This is a genomic window from Arthrobacter sp. NtRootA1, assembly GCF_019976975.1.
Lineage (GTDB): Bacteria > Actinomycetota > Actinomycetes > Actinomycetales > Micrococcaceae > Arthrobacter > Arthrobacter aromaticivorans.
Map to the genome: position 1 here is coordinate 741,786 of NZ_AP024630.1, position 16,639 is coordinate 758,424.

Annotated in this window: 18 protein-coding genes and 1 riboswitch; of the genes, 11 read left to right on the plus strand and 7 right to left on the minus strand. The window is 61.7% G+C overall.

Annotated features, from left to right (window positions below):
• Positions 1 to 128: 128 nt before the first annotated feature.
• Together LDN90_RS03615 and LDN90_RS03620 are read right to left on the minus strand one after the other, a co-directional pair.
• Positions 129 to 509 (minus strand): VOC family protein, encoded by a 381-nt coding sequence (locus tag LDN90_RS03615; RefSeq protein ID WP_223947952.1) that lies wholly within the window; start codon positions 507 to 509, stop codon positions 129 to 131.
• A gap of 22 nt (positions 510 to 531) precedes the next feature.
• Positions 532 to 1,068 (minus strand): nucleoside deaminase, encoded by a 537-nt coding sequence (locus LDN90_RS03620; protein ID WP_216921429.1) that lies wholly within the window; start codon positions 1,066 to 1,068, stop codon positions 532 to 534.
• A gap of 23 nt (positions 1,069 to 1,091) precedes the next feature.
• On the opposite strand from LDN90_RS03620, the gene upp reads away from it, so the two are divergent.
• Genes upp through LDN90_RS03640 form a run of 4 tightly spaced genes read left to right on the plus strand, consistent with a single transcriptional unit; the run spans position 1,092 to position 4,344 of the window.
• Positions 1,092 to 1,727 carry a uracil phosphoribosyltransferase gene (gene upp / locus LDN90_RS03625; protein WP_216921426.1) on the plus strand — a complete coding sequence of 212 codons (636 nt, stop codon included), beginning with the start codon at positions 1,092 to 1,094 and terminating at the stop codon, positions 1,725 to 1,727.
• A gap of 48 nt (positions 1,728 to 1,775) precedes the next feature.
• Positions 1,776 to 2,153, plus strand: a complete 378-nt coding sequence (locus LDN90_RS03630; protein WP_223947953.1) for a VOC family protein — start codon at positions 1,776 to 1,778, stop codon at positions 2,151 to 2,153.
• Between the two features lie 44 nt (positions 2,154 to 2,197).
• On the plus strand, positions 2,198 to 2,902 hold the full coding sequence (locus LDN90_RS03635; protein WP_223947954.1) for an HAD-IA family hydrolase: 705 nt from the start codon (positions 2,198 to 2,200) through the stop codon (positions 2,900 to 2,902).
• A 50-nt stretch (positions 2,903 to 2,952) separates the two neighbouring features.
• Positions 2,953 to 4,344, plus strand: coding sequence for an aminotransferase class V-fold PLP-dependent enzyme (locus LDN90_RS03640; protein WP_223947955.1), 1,392 nt, complete (start codon positions 2,953 to 2,955; stop codon positions 4,342 to 4,344).
• Between the two features lie 10 nt (positions 4,345 to 4,354).
• Here LDN90_RS03640 and LDN90_RS03645 read toward each other — a convergent pair whose 3' ends face one another.
• The 4 genes from LDN90_RS03645 to LDN90_RS03660 all read right to left on the minus strand — a co-directional run bounded on the left by LDN90_RS03645 (position 4,355) and on the right by LDN90_RS03660 (position 8,675).
• On the minus strand, positions 4,355 to 5,113 hold the full coding sequence (locus LDN90_RS03645; RefSeq protein ID WP_223947956.1) for a MerR family DNA-binding transcriptional regulator: 759 nt from the start codon (positions 5,111 to 5,113) through the stop codon (positions 4,355 to 4,357).
• Between the two features lie 211 nt (positions 5,114 to 5,324).
• Complete coding sequence (locus tag LDN90_RS03650) at positions 5,325 to 6,140, minus strand: hypothetical protein (protein WP_216921411.1); 816 nt, start codon at positions 6,138 to 6,140, stop codon at positions 5,325 to 5,327.
• 3 nt (positions 6,141 to 6,143) lie between these two features.
• A riboswitch (cyclic di-AMP (ydaO/yuaA leader) is annotated at positions 6,144 to 6,328 on the minus strand.
• 109 nt (positions 6,329 to 6,437) lie between these two features.
• Positions 6,438 to 7,931: a HAMP domain-containing sensor histidine kinase gene (locus LDN90_RS03655; RefSeq protein ID WP_223947957.1), complete on the minus strand. Its 1,494-nt coding sequence runs from the start codon at positions 7,929 to 7,931 to the stop codon at positions 6,438 to 6,440.
• A gap of 3 nt (positions 7,932 to 7,934) precedes the next feature.
• Positions 7,935 to 8,675, minus strand: a complete 741-nt coding sequence (locus tag LDN90_RS03660) for a response regulator transcription factor (RefSeq protein WP_216921404.1) — start codon at positions 8,673 to 8,675, stop codon at positions 7,935 to 7,937.
• A 669-nt stretch (positions 8,676 to 9,344) separates the two neighbouring features.
• On the opposite strand from LDN90_RS03660, the gene LDN90_RS03665 reads away from it, so the two are divergent.
• Both LDN90_RS03665 and LDN90_RS03670 read left to right on the plus strand, forming a co-directional pair.
• Positions 9,345 to 10,211: a winged helix-turn-helix domain-containing protein gene (locus LDN90_RS03665; protein ID WP_216921402.1), complete on the plus strand. Its 867-nt coding sequence runs from the start codon at positions 9,345 to 9,347 to the stop codon at positions 10,209 to 10,211.
• A 91-nt stretch (positions 10,212 to 10,302) separates the two neighbouring features.
• Positions 10,303 to 10,827 carry a histidine phosphatase family protein gene (locus LDN90_RS03670; RefSeq protein WP_223947958.1) on the plus strand — a complete coding sequence of 175 codons (525 nt, stop codon included), beginning with the start codon at positions 10,303 to 10,305 and terminating at the stop codon, positions 10,825 to 10,827.
• A 33-nt stretch (positions 10,828 to 10,860) separates the two neighbouring features.
• On the opposite strand, the gene LDN90_RS03675 is transcribed toward LDN90_RS03670, so the two are convergent.
• Positions 10,861 to 11,520 (minus strand): GntR family transcriptional regulator, encoded by a 660-nt coding sequence (locus tag LDN90_RS03675; RefSeq protein WP_223947959.1) that lies wholly within the window; start codon positions 11,518 to 11,520, stop codon positions 10,861 to 10,863.
• Between the two features lie 79 nt (positions 11,521 to 11,599).
• Here LDN90_RS03675 and LDN90_RS03680 point away from each other — a divergent pair, with 79 nt between their 5' ends.
• Genes LDN90_RS03680 through LDN90_RS03700 form a run of 5 tightly spaced genes read left to right on the plus strand, consistent with a single transcriptional unit; the run spans position 11,600 to position 16,617 of the window.
• Positions 11,600 to 12,388, plus strand: coding sequence for a sulfite exporter TauE/SafE family protein (locus LDN90_RS03680; RefSeq protein ID WP_223947960.1), 789 nt, complete (start codon positions 11,600 to 11,602; stop codon positions 12,386 to 12,388).
• Positions 12,389 to 12,413: 25 nt separating this feature from the next.
• Entirely contained in the window at positions 12,414 to 13,697 is a 1,284-nt protein-coding gene (locus LDN90_RS03685) for an amidohydrolase family protein (protein WP_223947961.1), read from the plus strand.
• Positions 13,698 to 13,726: 29 nt separating this feature from the next.
• Positions 13,727 to 15,028, plus strand: a complete 1,302-nt coding sequence (locus LDN90_RS03690; protein ID WP_223947962.1) for an MFS transporter — start codon at positions 13,727 to 13,729, stop codon at positions 15,026 to 15,028.
• 3 nt (positions 15,029 to 15,031) lie between these two features.
• Positions 15,032 to 15,730: a fumarylacetoacetate hydrolase family protein gene (locus LDN90_RS03695; RefSeq protein ID WP_223947963.1), complete on the plus strand. Its 699-nt coding sequence runs from the start codon at positions 15,032 to 15,034 to the stop codon at positions 15,728 to 15,730.
• The gene (locus LDN90_RS03700; RefSeq protein ID WP_223947964.1) at positions 15,727 to 16,617 is read left to right on the plus strand and encodes a polysaccharide deacetylase family protein; all 891 of its coding nucleotides are present in this window, start codon (positions 15,727 to 15,729) and stop codon (positions 16,615 to 16,617) included. Before LDN90_RS03695 ends, LDN90_RS03700 begins: the two co-directional genes overlap by 4 nt.
• Positions 16,618 to 16,639 lie beyond the last annotated feature (22 nt).

Below are 16,639 nucleotides of genomic sequence, written 5' to 3' on the forward strand. Positions count from 1 at the left end.
CGCCTGCTCGGAGCTTGGCTGACTTCCGCCGGCGGAGTTCGGCTGACATGTGGACTCATCCGCGTCGCGGCAGCTGCGGATCGACGCCCTGGACGCTGCTGCCGGGCGCTAGGACTGCAAGGAGACAACTAGCCCGAACCATACGGCCGGGTGATTGCTTCGAGGAAGTGCCCGTCCGGGTCGCAGAAGTAGATCCCGCGGCCGCCGTCGTTGTGATTGATCTGTTGCGCACGGGAGCGTGCGGGGTCGGCCCAATAGGGGATGTGTTCGGCGCTGATCCGCAGGAAGATCGCATCGAACTCCTTCTCACTAACCAGGAAGGCATAATGCTGGGGCGCTATGGCTTCCGAAGACTCAAGGAAATCCAGGGTGACGCCGTTCTCCAAGGAAACCGTGACAAAGGACCACATCGGCTGTGGATCTGGAAGCCCAAAGACGCGGGCCAGAAACGCAGCGGACGCGTGCTTGTCCTTGGCGTAGACGATGGTGTGGTTGAAAGCGATTGTCATGATTGGCTCCTTTGCATAGAGCTCATGCGGATGAGCGGTGCTCCGCTGCCGGTACCCGGTGTGTAGCGAAGAAGTCCCGGAGGAGCGTTGCGCACTCTTCCTCACGCACGCCTGCGTACACCTCCACCCAGTGGTTGAGCCGGCGCTCGCGGAGGATGTCGAACACGGAACCTGCGGCCCCGGCTTTCTCATCCCACGCGCCAAACACTACGCGGGGAATCCGTGCCAGGACAATTGCCCCGGCGCACATGGCACACGGTTCGAGGGTTACCACCAAGGTGCAGTCCTCGAGGCGCCATCCATCGCCGCCTTCGCCCAATTCGAGGGCGTGGCGTTGCAGGGCGGCCGCGGCTTCACGGATGGCGACGATCTCTGCGTGGGCCGTTGGGTCCCCGTGCGCTTCCCGTTCGTTGCGTCCTGAACCCAACACGCCGCCGTCGGGCCCTAAGACAACCGCGCCAATCGGCACGTCGTCCGTTTCCAACGCCAGCCGTGCCTCGTCCAAGGCAAGGCCCATCCAAGCCATGTGTTCTGCGTGATACGGCTCGGTGGCGCTCATGTCTCAATGATAGTTTTGAACGCATGCGCACACTCGTCGTGGACCACCCGCTGGTCGCTCACAAGCTCACCGTTCTGCGGGATAAGAACACCCCTTCACCGGTCTTCCGGCAACTCACTGAAGAACTCGTCACCCTCCTGGCCTACGAAGCCACCCGTGAGGTCAAGACGCAGCCAGTCGAGATCGAGACCCCTGTCACCAAGACCATCGGCACGGCGTTCACCAAGCCGACGCCGTTGGTGGTCCCCATCCTGCGCGCAGGCCTTGGCATGCTCGAGGGCATGACCAAGCTGGTCCCCACCGCCGAGGTCGGCTTCCTGGGAATGGCCCGCGACGAAGAAACACTGGACATCATCACCTACGCCGAGCGCCTCCCTGAGGACCTCACCGGACGCCAGATCTTTGTGCTGGATCCCATGCTTGCCACTGGCGGCACCCTGCGCGAAGCCATCAAGTTCCTCTTCAAGCGCGGCGCCTCGGACGTTACCTGCATCTGCCTGCTGGCAGCTCCGGAAGGCCTCGCCAAGTTGGAGGAGGAACTGCAGGACGCCAACGTGAAGGTAGTCCTCGCTTCGATTGACGAGAAGCTCAATGAGAGGTCGTACATCGTTCCGGGATTGGGCGACGCCGGCGACCGCCTCTATGGCGTGGCCGGCTAATCCGCACGCCCCTACCGCTTTCCGGCTAGTCCCGTTAGCCTGTGGCGCATGGACTGGAAACTTGAACTGGTGTTTGTCCCTGTGTCCGACGTCGATCGCGCGAAGGACTTCTACGTCAACAAAGTTGGTTTCAACGCCGATTACGATGAGCGTCCCATGGACGGCCTCCGCTTTGTGCAGTTGACCCCGCCGGGTTCGGCTTGTTCCATTGCCATCGGGGAGGGCCTCAATGATGCCCCTCCGGGGACGGCGCCGTCGCTTCAAATCGTGGTCAGCGATATCCAAAAGGCGCACGACCAGCTGAAAGAAAACGGTGTGGACGTCAGCGATATCGATGTCCAGGACTGGGGACACTTCGTCCATTTTGCGGACCCCGACGGCAATAAGTGGGCTGTGCAGTACATTCCGCACCGGCCCAACGGCTAGTCACACTTCGCTCCCACCCCTGCATGGTGCGGCAGTATGGAACTATGAGCCATCCTGCCGAGCCAACTTCACCTTCCGCGCAAGCCGAACGATCGCCAACCTTGACTGTCCGTGCTGTCCTGTTCGACATGGACGGAACACTGGTTGACTCCACGGCGATCGTTGAGCAGGTATGGCTGGAGTTCGCTGAACGATACGGCCTCGATTACAACGAGATCCTGCGGACGTCCCACGGCGTGCAAGCGGGCGATACCGTGCGGCGTTATGCTCCGGCAGGAGCCGATTTGGAAGCCTTGACTGCCGAGCTTGGCCAGATGGAACGCACGCGAACCGACGGCGTGCTTGCCCTCCCGGGCGCCGAAGCGCTACTCGCTGCCCTGCCGGAGGACGCCATCGCGCTCGTCACATCGGCGGACCGCATCCTTGCCGACATCCGGATGAAGGCTGCGGGACTTTCCATGCCATCGACCGCCGTCACCGCCGAAGGTGTTACGCGGGGCAAGCCGCACCCGGAGGGCTACCTCAAAGCTGCAGCGTTGCTGGGCGCGGAACCAGCCGACGTCGTGGTTTTCGAGGACGCTCCGGCAGGTATCGCAGCCGCCCGCGCCGCCGGGATGCGAACCGTGGTGGTCGGCGACGCCGGCGGGCAGCTTGAGCCGGGTATGTGGCGGATCCCGGACTACTCGGCCGTGACGGTCACGGCCGTGAAACACGACGACGGCGGTCACCTCATCACCCTCACGCTCTAGCCTGTTCGCCACCGCTGTTCCGACCGGCGAAGCCGGAGTAGGCTGTGCGCATGTCTGCGTTGCCGGAGGCGTATGGTGCTGCACTGGAGCGGGCCATGGCGCACGCTACGGATTGGCTTGCATCGGTGCCCAGCCGTTCTGTGCGTCCAGCGTCCGACGCCGATCAGGTCGCCTCGAGTCTCCTCTCAAGCCTTCCCGATGAAGCAACGGATGCGGCGGACGTAGTAGATGAGCTCGCCGCATTGGCTGAGCCGGGGTTGATGGCCATCCAGTCCGGACGCTTCTACGGCTGGGTGATGGGCGGGACGCTGCCGGCTGCCATGGCTGCAGATTGGCTTGTCTCGGCATGGGACCAAAACGCCGGGCTCAGGTTTGCGACTCCAGCTGCCGCCGCGATCGAAGAATCCGCCGCGGCCTGGCTCCTGGAACTATTGGATCTTCCGCGAGGATCCGACGTCGGGTTCACCACTGGCGCTACCACGGCCAACTTCGCGGGCCTCGCCGCCGGGCGTCAATACCTGATGGACGAAGCAGGGTGGGACCTCGCGGACCTTGGCCTGACCGGGGCGCCGCGGATCACCACGTTTGCCGGCCGCGAACGGCACGCCGCCGTGGACCTCGCCCTGCGTTATCTGGGGCTGGGAGCATGCGTTCCCGTGGACACGGACCATCAAGGCAGGATCCTGCCGGACGCCCTCGCGGATGCCATGGATGAACAACCTGGACCTTCCCTCGTGTGCCTGCAGGCGGGCAATCTGCATTCCGGAGCGTTCGATCCGATGTCCGAAGCCATTGCGGTAGCCCACGACCGCGAGGCTTGGGTGCATGTGGATGGCGCATTTGGCTTGTGGGCGGCGGTCAGCCCACATCTACGCGGGCGGCTGGCTGGAGTAGAGGAGGCCGATTCGTGGGCCACCGACGCCCACAAAACATTGAACGTCCCGTACGACTGTGGCCTGGCCATCGTCTCCCGGCCGGAAGCCCTGAGGCGCGCCTTCAGCGTCCATACGAGTTACCTCATCGCAACGGAGACCGGACTGGGTGATCCGTTCGACAAAGTTCCGGAACTGTCCCGTAGGGCCCGGGGCATTCCCGTATGGGCTGCCCTGCGACAGTTGGGCCGGTCCGGAGTCATTGCCATGGTGGACAGGCTTGCAGGAAACGCCCGCGCGTTGGCGGAGGGCCTCGCCGGTATCCCGGGCGTGGAAATTCTGAACGACGTCGTTTTCACGCAGGTGTCGGTCGCCTTCGGCAGCGATGACCGCACTCACCGCGTCACCCAGAGACTCATGGCCGAAGGCATTGTGTGGATGTCAGGTTCCTCATGGCGGGGACGCGAAATCCTCCGGATTTCGGTGAGTAACTGGTCCACGGACGCAGGTGACGTCGCTGCCTCCATCGCAGCCGTTCGAGGTGCGGCAGAGGCCGAACCGGAAGCATAGCGACGTCCTGTTACAAGGCCGAGCGCGCCTCTTCCAGGTAAGCCATCAGCCCGGCCAACTGCTCAGCGCTCCACGGCAGTCCCGCGCTGATGGCCTGGCTGTTTTCCTGCCAGGCTGCACGCGCTGCAGCTTTGGTGTCCTCACTCGAGTGGAACATGGAACCGATACCGTCCCATGAGCGCACCCATTCCTGGACGGAGGGATCCGTGACGGGCCTCTCGGCTTGGACGTGCGCCAATCCTTCTTCCACCAGGGCAGCCCACTGCTGCTTGGCGGCTTCGACTTTTTCTGTGCCGAGTTCTTCCCGCTTGTCCGCGAGTTGCTGGCGTTGTTCGGCTGTGAAGTTGTTTTCGAGCACAGTGATCATCTCCAACGTTGACATGAATTGTTCAGGGGTGGGCATGGCGTGTCCGTCCATGCGTGACAAGAGCTCGCCCAAACGGTTTTGGAGCGCTTGGAGCTGCTGGGCGTGCTCCTGCACATGGACCAACTGCTGCTGGAGGAGGCCCCGAAGGGACTCCGGATCATCCTCGGGCGTTTGCAGCGCCTTGCCGATGGCCGCGAGCGGAAGCCCCAGCATCTGAAGGGATCTGATCCGGTATAGCCGGCGCAAGTCGCCCTCCGAATACCGGCGATGACCGGACGGTGTCCTTTGGCTTGCGGACAGCAGCCCGATCTCGTCGTAATGGTGGAGCGTCCGCACGCTGACGCCACACGCTGTGGCCAGTTCACCGATGCTCCACGGTCCGGATCCCGTTGTTCCCGTCATGAGCACAACGCTAAGTCCTGACGTAACGTCAGGTGCAAGCCGGCGTCGTCCGATTTCTTAAACCTGGGAGGGCAGGTTAAACGCGAAAACCGCCCCGGTCCCGCCGTTGGCTGCAGTAATCCCTGCTGCGAACGGCGGAAAACGGGGCGGCAATCATGCCCTGAACGTTTGAGCCCGCTGGGGTGGGCTCAAACGTGCTCATTGAGTTGGCTTAGTACCAGTTGTTGGCCAAGTGGAAGGCGAGGGCGGCGGAGGGGGAGCCGTAGCGTTCCTTGATGTAGTTCAGGCCCCACTTGATCTGGGTCTGGTAGTTGGTCAGCCAGTCATCGCCTGCAGTTGCCATCTTGGAGGCCGGCAATGACTGCACGATTCCGTAGGCGCCGCTGGAGGTGTTGGTCGCGGTGGTCCGCCAGTTGGATTCCTTCTCCCACAGTGTGTTCAGGGCGGTCATTTCACCCGGACCCCAACCGTAGTTGGCAAGGATGCTGGCGGCGTATGCCTTGGCAGCAGCGGGATCGTCCACGGCCTTGGGAGCCGCAGCAGCGGCCGCGGCTGCAGCAGCGGCGGCATCCGCAGCCTGCTTGGCGGCTGCATCAGCGGCAGCCTTCTCGGCGGCAGCTGCCTGGTCGGCAGCGGCTTTCTCGGCCGCAGCCTTCTCCGCGGCAGCCTTCTCGGCAGCGGCCTGTGCCGCAGCCGCCTGGTCTGCAGCAGCCCTGTCTGCAGCGCCCTTCTTGGCAGCAGCATCCAAGGACGCAGAGATTTCCGCTGATTTGTTGCTGACCTGGGCGGTAGCCTGCGTCTCGGACGCCTGGCTCGTTTCGGGGAGATTGAATGCGGCGTTTGCGGCCTGGCCGAGCGATGCAACGCCCAATGCTGCGGCAACGACTCCTGCAACAACTGACATTCGTTGCCCGGTCTTGCCGCGCCGTGCAGCGTTCTTCAGAACGGCTTGCGACTTCGTCAGGGGAGCAGTGTGTTCGTCACGGTGACGCGCGGAAGGGCGCGTCTGATCGTTGAATTCAGACATGTGTGATTACCTCTCAGCGCCTGCGGAGTTAGCTGTCGGGTTCGGATGAGGTCATCCGGCCGCGCGCGTAGCTGCGGCTTCACCCCAAGGGCAAGGAAAGTACTGTGCCCGGAGACTCTGGGTCCCCCGTCTCTGCCTCGAATGAGAACGGAACTCCGGGAAGTGGCAGAGCTCGGCGCATCCCGGGTGCGGGCCAGTTAGGGGCGACCCACCCTTTCGAAGGTACAGGAGGTTTCGGCTTAAGTCACATTTGGGTAACAGAGATCACGTTCACGGCGCGTCATGTTGCCCGATTCGTTATATGCGTTCGTTCAAAGCCGTGGGGAATAGAAGAGCGAATTCCGTGTGTCCCGGCCGGGACGTCACTTCCACACTTCCCCCATGCGCCTGGACGATGGATTCGACGATTGACAAGCCCAGTCCGGAGGTTCCTTCCGACCCCGATCTCGCCGCGTCAGCCCGGGCAAACCGCGAGAAGATACGGCTCTGGAACCCAGCGGGAATACCAGGCCCGTTGTCGGTGACTGTGACCACCGCACTACCATCCGCGGAGAGCATGACGCCTGTGACCACCGTGGTACCTGGATCGGTGTGCTTGCGGGCGTTGGACAGCAGATTGGCCAGCACCTGATGCAGCTGGGTTGCGTCCCCGCGCACTGTAATGGGCTCGTCAGGGAGTTGGAGCTTCCAGATGTGGTCCGGTGCCATCACCTTTTCGTCACTGACGGTCTCGATCACCAGCTGCGTCAGGTCCACATCGGTGACTTTCAACGCCTGGCCTTCGTCCAGGCGCGCCAACAGCAACAGGTCCTCCACAAGCGTGGTCATCCGTTCCGACTGGCTCTGGACCCGCGCCAGCGATTTCCTGCCGTCCTCCGTGAAGTTCTCCGTCATACGAAGAAGCTCGGTGTACCCACGAATGGCGGTCAGCGGCGTCCGAAGTTCGTGGGAGGCATCGGCAACGAACTGCCGGACCTTGGTTTCGCTCTCCTGACGGGCTTCCAGGGCCCTGGAAACGTTGTTGAGCATTTGGTTCAAAGCGTGGCCAACGCTGCCAACTTCTGTTCCAGGATGGGAGGCCGACGGCGGTACGCGCACCGCGAGTGCCACTTCACCGGCGTCGAGGGGAAGGCGCGATACCTTGGTTGCGACCTCCGAGAGTTGCTCAAGTGGCCGCATGGTCCTGCGAATGATGACAGTGCCCGCGAGGCCGATCAGCACCAGGCCGCCAAGGGAAACAAGCACCATGGTCCATACCAGCGAGGCCTCGGCGTTTTGCTTGTCAGCCAACGGCAGGCCCGTCACAATAATGTCGCCGTAGGGGGTCTCAACTGCCACCAACCGGTAGTCGCCGTTGGACAATGAACGGTCAACGGGCCCCTTGTCGCGGGGGAGCGAGAGCAGGACCTGCTTGTCTTCTGCCGAGAGTGCCACGCGGCGACCGTTTGCGTTGAGGAAGCCCGAGTTGATGACCGCGGAACCATCGATCCGCGCGTTGAGCGTCCCGGCACCTTGGCCACGGGCCTCCAGTGGATCTGGCCGACCGCTTGAGGGAAAGCTCGACGGCGGCCTGCCGAATTCATTCGCGCGGCTTGAGGCCTGCTCCAACTGCTTGTCCAGTTGTTTGTTGAAGTACATGTCCATGGAGGCGTAACTAACCACTCCCACTGCGCTGCAAATAGCCACCAGCAAGGCCATCGCCACCAGGACCAACCTCGTGCGCAAATGCCAGGTGGAGGGATTGAGCCAGTTCCGCTGGGTCTTGCGGGTTACGCCTGAAGGGGTGGACAAGATTCAGTCCGCAGGCTTGATGACGTAGCCAGCGCCACGGACGGTGTGGATCATTGGCGGGTGGTTGGCTTCGATTTTCTTGCGCAGGTAGGAAATGTACAGTTCCACGATGTTGGCCTGCCCGCCGAAGTCATAGTCCCAGACCCGGTCCAGGATCTGTGCCTTGCTGACCACGCGCTTGGGGTTCTCCATGAGGTAGCGAAGCAGCTCAAACTGCGTTGCCGTGAGCTGGATGTCCTCGCCGGCGCGCGAAACCTCCCGTGTGTCCACGTTGAGGGTGAGATCACCCACCACCAGTTCCGCTGTATCCATGGCCGCAACACCCGAGCGTTGTACAAGACGGTGCAGGCGCAGGAGAACCTCCTCCATGCTGAAGGGTTTGGTGACGTAGTCGTCCCCGCCGGCGGCAAGGCCTACGATGCGGTCCTGGACAGCGTCCTTGGCCGTGAGGAACAGTGCGGGCACTTCCGGCGCGAAGGCGCGGATCCGGTTGAGGACCTCGACGCCGTCGAATCCTGGAAGCATCACGTCCAGCACCAGCACGTCGGGGCGGAAGTCCTTGGCGAGCTTTACAGCTTCCGGTCCGTCGGCTGCCACCGCGACGGACCAGCCGGCCATGCGAAGGCCCATGCTCATGAGCTCGGACAGACTCGGCTCGTCGTCCACCACCAAGGCTCGGATAGGGGAGCCGTCCGGGTGGGAAAGCTGGGGAAGGTTGTTCGTCATGGAGTGCGGGGATGCCATGTGACAACTCTCCATTCTGCTGGTTTGCCGAACCTTTGCCCGTCCTGTGAGGACGCTGTGAGGTCAACACTAGCCACGTGGGAGTTCGGCGGCAGGCGTTCACGAGCGCGCCCGCCCCAACAGGTGCCGTTTCTACGGCTTGTAGCAGATTTTGGGGGAAAAATTCGAGCTTGGAGTCGCTTGGGATTGGACAGCAAGTGTTTCAGATCTTGAGATTCCGTCGTTTTGGGCCTGATGGGAATCAGGGAGGGCATCATGCACTATCCGCCGAAGAAAATTCACCCCAAGCCGAATATTTCTCATCGCCACCGAATGAAATGACGTTCATTTTCCATGGTGAAAGAATTGTGATCTGCAGCACAATAGACCCTCTTGTCTCAAAATGTGGACGTTTTGGCGCTTTGTTACTTGCGTGTTGCCATTGTTACGTTGCACACTTCCAATGTGAACAAGAACTCAACAGCACCTGCAGCCGCAGCAATCTGGTCCAGCACACCCGCTGGCGACGAGACCCGCTGTTGTCGAATGCAAGCCTAACTTTCCACCCCAAAGAAGTTTCAGGCATTCGCCCCCTAGCCCAGCGTTGGGCGCCCTTCCCCAAACTCATTGCGGGGACAACCAGCATTCGAAGCCGCGATGACGGCTATTCACTTTTGAGGTAATCACTCCATGTCAGTTGCATCCGGTTACGTCCACATCTCCGTCCGAAACGCCAACAAGGCCGCTTCAAACGCAGGCCTCCGCCCCGGGTTCGGCAACCGCCCCGGCTACGCCCCCACCACCCAGGGCAACGGCCAGCAGGCTCCCGGCTATGTGCCCCAGGGCTACAACCCCAACTCCTATGGCCAGTTGCGGGCAGTTCCCACCAACGAGCCAGCACCCATGACGGCGCCTACTCCCGTCATTGCGCAGTCTGACCGCCTCCGCCCCGTCGCCAACGACAACGTGGCCCGCGGTTTCGTGCTCTACATGGGTATTGACGAAGAGACAGCGGCAGCGGCCGGCACCTCCATTGCCAAGCTCGCCCAGGAAATCCGGGCCTACGCCCAGTCGCTGGTCACCGGCGCTGAGAGCTACGCTGCAGTCGCCGTCGCACCGGCCGGGGCACCCGGGTCCGCGCTCGACGTCGTACGTTCAACTTTTGGTGACCCCACGGTCGCCGCACGCCAGCGCACCGAGGCTGCCCGCCCGGCACCGCAACAGGAAGCCCGCCCCTCCGGCGTGCTGATCGACCTCGCCCGCCGCGAAGTCCACCTCGACGGCGAATCCCTGAACCTGACGTTCAAGGAATTTGAGCTCCTCAACTACCTCGTCGAGAACGGTACCCGCACGGTAGGCCGCGACGAACTCCTTGAGGGCCTGTGGCGCAACGCCGAAGAAGTGCCCAACGAGCGCACCATCGACGTCCACATCCGCCGCCTCCGCTCCAAGCTGGGCCGCCTCGCCAACACCGTACGCACCGTACGTGGGCAGGGCTACCGCTTCTACGAGCACCCTGAGGTCATCGTCTGGGCCGCTCCGGAATACTCGATCTAGCTATTGCTGCAGCCGAAAGCGCCTGTCCTGTAAAGGGGCGGGCGCTTTCGCTATCACGGGACGCGAGCATGTACGGCTATAAGGTTGTTGAATGAGTGACCATCACATCAGGCGCCTGGTGATCATGCGCCACGCCAAGGCGGATTGGCCCATGGGGGTCCCGGACCACGAACGTCCCCTCGAGGAACGCGGACACCGTGAGGCTCCGCTGGCTGGGCGATGGTTGCTCAAGCATGGGGTAGTTCCAGACTTCATTCTGTGCTCGTCTGCGCTGAGGACCCGCCAAACCTGCACGTGGGTGTGCGATGAGTTGGGGGACAAAGCCCCGACGCCCAAGCTCGAGGACGGCTTGTACGCCGCCTCGGCAAACCGGATGTTGACCGTGATCAACCATGTCCCTGACACCGTCACCACCTTGATGGTGATCTCGCACATGCCCGGCGTCCAGGACCTGGCCATGCATCTTGCTTCGCGCGACTCGGACCATGACGCCTATATGGATGCCGCCACACGGTACCCAACCAGTGCTTTGACGGTGATGGAGACTGAGAAGCCATGGGCGGAGCTGGATGGGCAGGACGCCCGTCTGACGCACTTCAAAGTGCCGCGTCGCTGACTTCCCGCCAGGCTGTCTGATCCCCCGGCGACCTTAGGCCGCCAGATCCGCCACCTTTTGGGCGTCACTTATGTGGGCTTCCGAAAGTGAGCGGGCAGACGCTACGTCTCCGTCCGCAATTGCCCGGGCAATTTCTACGTGTTGTTCGGCGGCCTTGTGCGCCCAGTCATCCTTGCCGAGATTCGCTGCGGTGGAAACCGCAAGCCTGGCTATGGCCCGGCGATGCGCATCGGCCAGGAATTCGTTGCCACTGGCTTCGACGATCAGGTCGTGGAACTGCCTGTTGATTCGCGTTGACTCCCGTATGTCACCGCTTTCAATGGCTTTCGCGAAGCCCGTTGCTGCGTCGTTCAGCCGCGCGAACCAGACGGGAGCGATCTGTCCATCGCGGGCCCGCGCGGCTGTCAGTTCGGCTGCGAATCCTTCAAGGTTGCGTCGCAGATCAAACAGGCGGCGTTTGGCGTCGTGGTCCAAACCTGCAACTACTACGCCGCGTGCTGCGGGCGTGAGCAGGCCCTCGGCAAGCATGCGGCTCAGTGCTTCCCTTACGGGTGTGCGGCTGACTCCCAATTCCTCTGCTATCGCTGCCTCCGGAAGGCGGTCCCCGGCGGTGTAGGTGCCGTCGAGAAATCTGGCCCACAGGACGTCGTAGGTTGACCGTGCTGATCCTGTTCCTGCCGCGTCTGAACTCATGACCTAAGTATACAAGGCATGCGAAAACTCCTATTGCATTCATTGCATGCAATGCGTACGCTGAGTGTGGGAGGTGGTCATGGACATTGGGTCTGTAGCCCTTATGGCTTTGGCCGGCACAGCTGCCGGCGCAATCAATGCGGTTGCAGGTGGCGGGTCGCTGGTGACCTTTCCAACCCTGCTCGCGCTGGGCTACCCGCCCGTCGCGGCCAACGTCATCAACACGGTGGCAGCCTTCCCGGGTTATGTGGGCGGCGTTTGGGGCTATCGCAGGGAACTCAAAGGACAGGCCCGCAGGGTCGCGATCCTGGGAACCACCACCGTGGTTGGAGCCACAATGGGATCAGCGCTCCTGCTGCTGGGACCGGAATCGACATTTGTTGCTGTGGTTCCTTGGCTGGTGCTTGCATCGACCCTGCTGCTGGCAGCGCAGCCCGTCTTGACCAAATGGGCAGTCGCACGCGTGGGTGGGGTTCAGAATTCAAGCGTGAGAGCTGAACGACTGCATGCCAGCAGTCTCGGTCAGTTGGGTGTGGCTACCTATGGTGGCTACTTCAACGCCGGGCTGGGCATCATGATGCTCGGTGTTTTGGGCATAACCCTCGATGAGCGGCTTCCCCGGCTCAACGCACTCAAGAGTGTGCTGTCCGCCGTCGCGAGCGCTGTTTCCCTTGTCTTCTTCGGTATCTTCGCGACTGTCGCATGGCCCGCGGCATGTGTGATGGCCGCCGCTGGACTGCTCGGAGGATGGATCGGTGCCGTTCTGGGCCGACGCATTCCGGATGTCCTGCTGCGGCGGTGTGTAGTCATTTTTGGCCTTGTCATTTTCGTCGTTCTTTGGATGGATCATGCTTCCTCAACGCACTAGCTTGCTACTGCAAAATGCCTTTATTTTGTCCCTTGACCCGGACGTCCCCGACGGGACCACGGACATCCTGATCAGGGATGGCATTATCGAAAAACTCGGGCAGGGCCTCGCCCTCCCCGACGGGGTGGAACAGATAGACGGCACCGGAAACCTGGTGACGCCTGGTTTCGTAGACACGCACTGGCATCTGTGGAATTCACTTCTGCGGGGAACAGTGGGGGATGGGCCCGGACGGGACTACTTCTCAGTGAAGCGCGGCCTTGCCCCCCACCTTAGTGACGATGACTTCTACTGGTCCGCCAGGTTCGCCCTGGCAGAAGCAGTACAGAACGGAATCACCACCGTCCATAACTGGGACCACAACGTCCGCGGTGCGGGGGATATAGATGCGAACATCCAAGCGCATTTGGATTCGGGGTTGAGGGGCCGATTCTCCTACGGGCCAAGGGATTCCTCGGGTGCCGACGAAGTGATGGATTTCGACGGTCTGGACGATGCCATCAACAGATGGACTTCCGACCGCCTTGACGGGCGGATCCATTTCGGGGTGGCGTTGCGGGGACCCTATCGCACTTCCACGGAGCTTGCTGCGCGGGAATGGAGCTGTGCCAGGGAACGCAACGTTCCCATCACCATGCATTGCGACCGCTGCATGCGGGAACCTGGTTGTCAGTCGTGTGGCCTGACCAGACTGGACCGTGAGGGATTGCTCGGACCGGACGTCCAGGTGGTTCACGCCGTGCACGCCAGCGCGGAGGACATTGAAGCCATTGCCCGGACAGGAACCAGGATTTCGGTGAGCCCACTTTCGGAAATGCGCACCATGGGCTTTCCCGTGGTCACGGAGTTCCTCGAAGCGGGCGTTTTGACATCACTTTCTGTGGACACACTCGCCATGCCGGCAAACGCAGATGTACTTTCCAGCTTGCGGGCGTTGCTCTCCGTTGAGCACGCACGCACCAAACGGGCAACGCTGACTCCTCGAATTGCCCTCGAGATGGCTACCATCCGTGCCGCCAAGGATCTTGGCATCGATGGCATCACAGGATCCATCAGACAGGGCAAACGGGCCGATCTGATCGTCTTCGACAGGTCAAGTACCTCGCTGCTTCCAACGGGTGATCCTGCCGAAAGCCTCGTCTATCACGGAACTTCCGCGGCAATCCGCGCCGTCATCAGCGATGGACGCGTTCTTCTTCGTGATGGCGAACTGGTACAACAGACGGCCCGCCAAGCCATTGATACGGCCACAGAGCGGCGCGACGCCCTGGTCCAGCGCGCAACGGCAGCCGGAACCTGGGACAAATAAATCAGCAACAATCAGGAAGGCAATCAACGATGATAAGCCAAAACGACTCAACGGCGGTGCCCAAGGAACGGCCTCCGGCGTCAGCGGAGCGTGTCCAACGGCTCGGCACCTCCGGAGCCATGTTCATGTTCCTGCTTATCCTCCTGGCCTACTCAGTCAATGCAATGGACCGCATGGTTTTCCCGGTCCTGCTGACGGAGGTCAGGACAGAATACGGGTTTGGGCTTCCCGAGGCCGGGCTGCAATCCACACTCTTCGCCTTGGGAATGGGACTTACGGGTATCCCGGCTGGTATGGCCCTGCGCCGCGTAAACCGGAAACACGTCCTGATCATGGGAACAGTCCTCTTCTCCATCGCCACGGTACTCACGGTGTTGAGCGCCGGGTTCTGGGACATGCTGCTGTGGCGGGTCCTCAGCGGTGTAGGTGAAGCCTTGCAGTTGGTGGCCATTCTTACTGTGGCAACGCATGCCTTTCCCAGGCACCGTGGCATCGCGATCGGTTCAGTAAACGTCGCCTTCGCCACGGGCGCACTGGTGGGGCCAAACCTCGGAGTCTTCCTTCACCAGGAGTTTGATTCCTGGCGTGCTCCGATGATTGCCTTCGGAGCCATCGGGATCGTAGCCGCGCTTCTGGTTGCGGTGTTCGTCCGATCATCATTCACGGAACGGCGCTCCGTCCAGGAGACAACCCATTACGTAGGCGGGGCAACCAGCTTTTTCAGCCGTAATCCCCTGATCCTGGCGGTGATCACGCTGCTGTTCGGTCTCATAGATTTTGGCTACATAGGAATGTATGCCAGTTTCCTGATCGAGCACCTGCATTTCAAACAGGCTGATGCAGCTCTTGCCGTCGGGTTATCCGGACTTGCCGCTTTCGCCTCTCCCCTGGGGGGTTGGCTTGTTGATCGCCTGACTCCCAAAATTGCCATCACATCGTTGAGCGTCGCGCAGGCCGTTTGTGGTGCTGCATTGTTCGCAGGACCCGCAACCGTTGCGTGGCAGGCCGTATGGTCGTTCCTCTTTGGCTTGGTGGCCAGCTCCGGGCTCTACGTTGGGCTCGTCGCTTCCCTGGTCAAAAGCATGAATGAATCCCACTCATCCCGCGCTTCAGGACTCTTCACAACGTGCATCTACACGGCAGCCGGTTTCGCCGGTTTGGCCTTCAGCCTTCTTGTCGGAAGTACCGACTGGAGCACCGCCGGCCTGGTCCAGATCACAGGCCTGTCCTTGGCGTCCGGTCTGCTCGCTTTGGCCCTGCGAACGGCCGACTTCAGTCGGCTGGCCCCTTCAGCCACTGTTCCGGACCCCGTAGCCACCACTCAGGAGTAACCAATGCAAACACTTTGGAAAACAACCCAAGCCCTTGTTCCCGTAGCCGGTTCCGAGCACGGATTCCCCGTCCGCCGCATCTACTGTGTGGGGAGGAACTATGTGGACCACATTCGCGAGATGCGTGAAGGCGACGAACGCGACGATCCGTTCTTCTTCCAGAAGCCAAGTGATTGCGTCGAACTGGACGGCGCGGCCATCGCCTACCCGCAATCAACCGATGACTTCCAGTTCGAGGGTGAACTCGTAGTGGCAGTGGGCAAGCGGCTTCGCAACAGCCAGCCACAGGATACTTCCGATGCTGTGTTTGGCTACGCTGCCGGAATCGATCTGACCCGCAGGGACTTGCAAAGAAATTCAGTGTCCCAAGCGCGTCCTTGGGAGCCAGGAAAATCGTTTGACAGTTCGGCTCCCTGCGGCCCGATCCTTCCAGCGGCATCGGTGCAGGACCTGGAAAACGCAACCTTGGTTCTCACTGTCAATGGAAAAGAGCGTCAGCGAACGAGCCTGGGCCTGATGATCTGGTCCGTTCCGGAAATCCTTTCCCGGCTTAGTTCCCTGTACACCCTGGAACCGGGTGACTTGATTTACACGGGTACCCCAGCGGGCGTTTCGGCCATTGTTCCCGGCGACCAGGTCTCCGTGGAGATTACGGGCCTTCCAAAACTGAGCATCGCAGTGACCGAACAGGAGGAATCATGAAACCGAGCGAACGAATCGACTATGAGGCGATTGTTGATCGTCCAGTGCGACTTCTGCCGGACGGCAAGAAGGTAGCGGTCTGGGTGATAGTCAACATTGAGGAGTGGAATGACGATGAGGCGATGCCGCGCACTGTCCTGAGTCCTCCGGCCGGCGGCGTCCCCACACCGGACGTGCCCAACTGGTGCTGGCATGAATATGGAAACAGGGTGGGTTTCTGGAGGCTCTTGAAGGCCCTCGATGAGTTCGGCATCCCGGTGGCATTGGCCGTCAACGGCAAGGCCGTCGCGTCCTACCCGGCGATAACTGCGGCTGCAAAGGAACGCGGCTGGGAGTTTATTGGCCACGGCTATGGCCAGAAAAACATGCAGAAAGTGCCGGACGAGCGCGAAGATATCCGGCTGACCACCGACGCCATCCGCCAAGCCACCGGCAAGGCCCCGCGTGGCTGGCTGGGGCCGGGCCTGACGGAAACCTGGGAGACGCCGGACATTCTGGTCGAGGAGGGCTACGAGTACGTCTGTGACTGGGTATTGGATGACCAGCCTGTGGAACTCCGCACGCGGACAAAGCCCATCACCAGCATCCCCTACACGCAGGAGTGCAATGACGTGGCAATGATGCTCATCCAGCACCATCCCGCCCGTGAATATCTCCAGCGTGCAAAGGACCAGTTTGACCAGCTTGCCGAGGACTCGGCGGAGTCGGCCAGGGTTATGGCGCTGGTCATCCACCCCTACATCATGGCCGCGCCGCACCGCCTGACCTACTTCAAGCAGGCGCTGGCGCATATCCGGGCCGATGCCAGATCTGTGTTCATGACGGGGGAGCAGATTCTGGATTGGCACCGCCAAACTGCGGACAACCAGAGCTTGGCGGCACTATAAGTCCTGTTGGAATGGAGCGGCG